The 1,121-nt window shown below is 52.3% G+C and carries 2 pseudogenes; one reads left to right on the forward strand and one right to left on the reverse strand.

The window, feature by feature from the left end:
- Window positions 1-770 (reverse strand): annotated as a pseudogene (locus tag HMPREF1144_RS32790) (IS3 family transposase); the annotation flags it as partial.
- 216 nt (window positions 771-986) lie between these two features.
- Here HMPREF1144_RS32790 and HMPREF1144_RS33155 point away from each other — a divergent pair.
- Window positions 987-1,121 (forward strand): annotated as a pseudogene (locus HMPREF1144_RS33155) (IS5/IS1182 family transposase); the annotation flags it as partial.

A 1,121-nucleotide genomic window follows, 5' to 3' on the forward strand; every position in this document is an offset into this window, starting at 1 on the left:
CCAGCCAATAACGGCACGGGACCACAGGTCAATCACCACCGCCAGATACAGCCAGCCTTCATCTGTGTGAAGATACGTGATATCGCCTGCCCACTTCTGATTCGGGCCACTGGCGATAAAGTCCTGCTTCAGCAGGTTTTCCGATACCGGCATACCGTGTTGACGGTAGCTGACCGGGCTGAACTTCCGGCTGGCTTTTGCCCGTAATCCCTGACGGCGCAGGCTGGCGGCGATGGTTTTGATGTTGTACTCCGGTAACTCATCAGCAAGGCGCGGCGCACCATAACGCTGCTTTGCCTCAGTGAATGCCTGACTGACAGCAGTATCACAGATGAGCCGGTACTGCTGGCGTGGACCGGGTTGATGGCGACGTCTGAGCCAGACATACCAGCCGCTTCGGGCAACCCGAAGCACCCGGCACATGGCTTTGATGCTGAACTCAGCCTGATGCTTTTCGATGAAGACATACTTCATTTCAGGCGCTTCGCGAAGTATGTCGCGGCCTTTTGGAGAATGGCCAGTTCTTCATCCCGTTCAGCCAGTTGTCGCTTAAGGCGGGCAATTTCGACGGACATTTCCTGTTCACGTTCGGAAGATGAATGTGCATTTTTCAGCTTACTGCGCCAGTTGTAGAGCTGGGATTCATACAGACTGAGTTCACGGGCGGCGGCAGCGACACCAATACGCTCAGCCAGTTTCAGGGCTTCATCGCGGAATTCGGGGGTGTACTGTTTACGGGCCGTTTTGCTGTTTGATGCTGGTTTTGTCATGAGTAATCACCTCTGGTTGAGAGTTTACTCACTTAGTTGCGTGTCCACTAATGGTGGGTAGGATCAATGCTCTCCCTCACAAAGACACACCATTTCTACGTGTGCTTCATATCATCTTAGCTGTATTGATTTTATTGCAGATTGTTAGGGAAGGTGCGAACAAGTTCCTGATATGAGATCATCATATTCATCCGGAGCGCATCCCAGAGGGACATCATGAGCCATCAACTCACCTTCGCCGATAGTGAATTCAGCACTAAGCGCCGTCAGACCCGAAAAGAGATTTTCCTCTCCCGCATGGAGCAGATTCTGCCATGGCAGAATATGACCGCTGTCATCGAGCCGTTTTAT

Source organism: Klebsiella sp. OBRC7, from assembly GCF_000293135.1.
Taxonomy (GTDB): Bacteria; Pseudomonadota; Gammaproteobacteria; order Enterobacterales; family Enterobacteriaceae; genus Klebsiella; species Klebsiella michiganensis.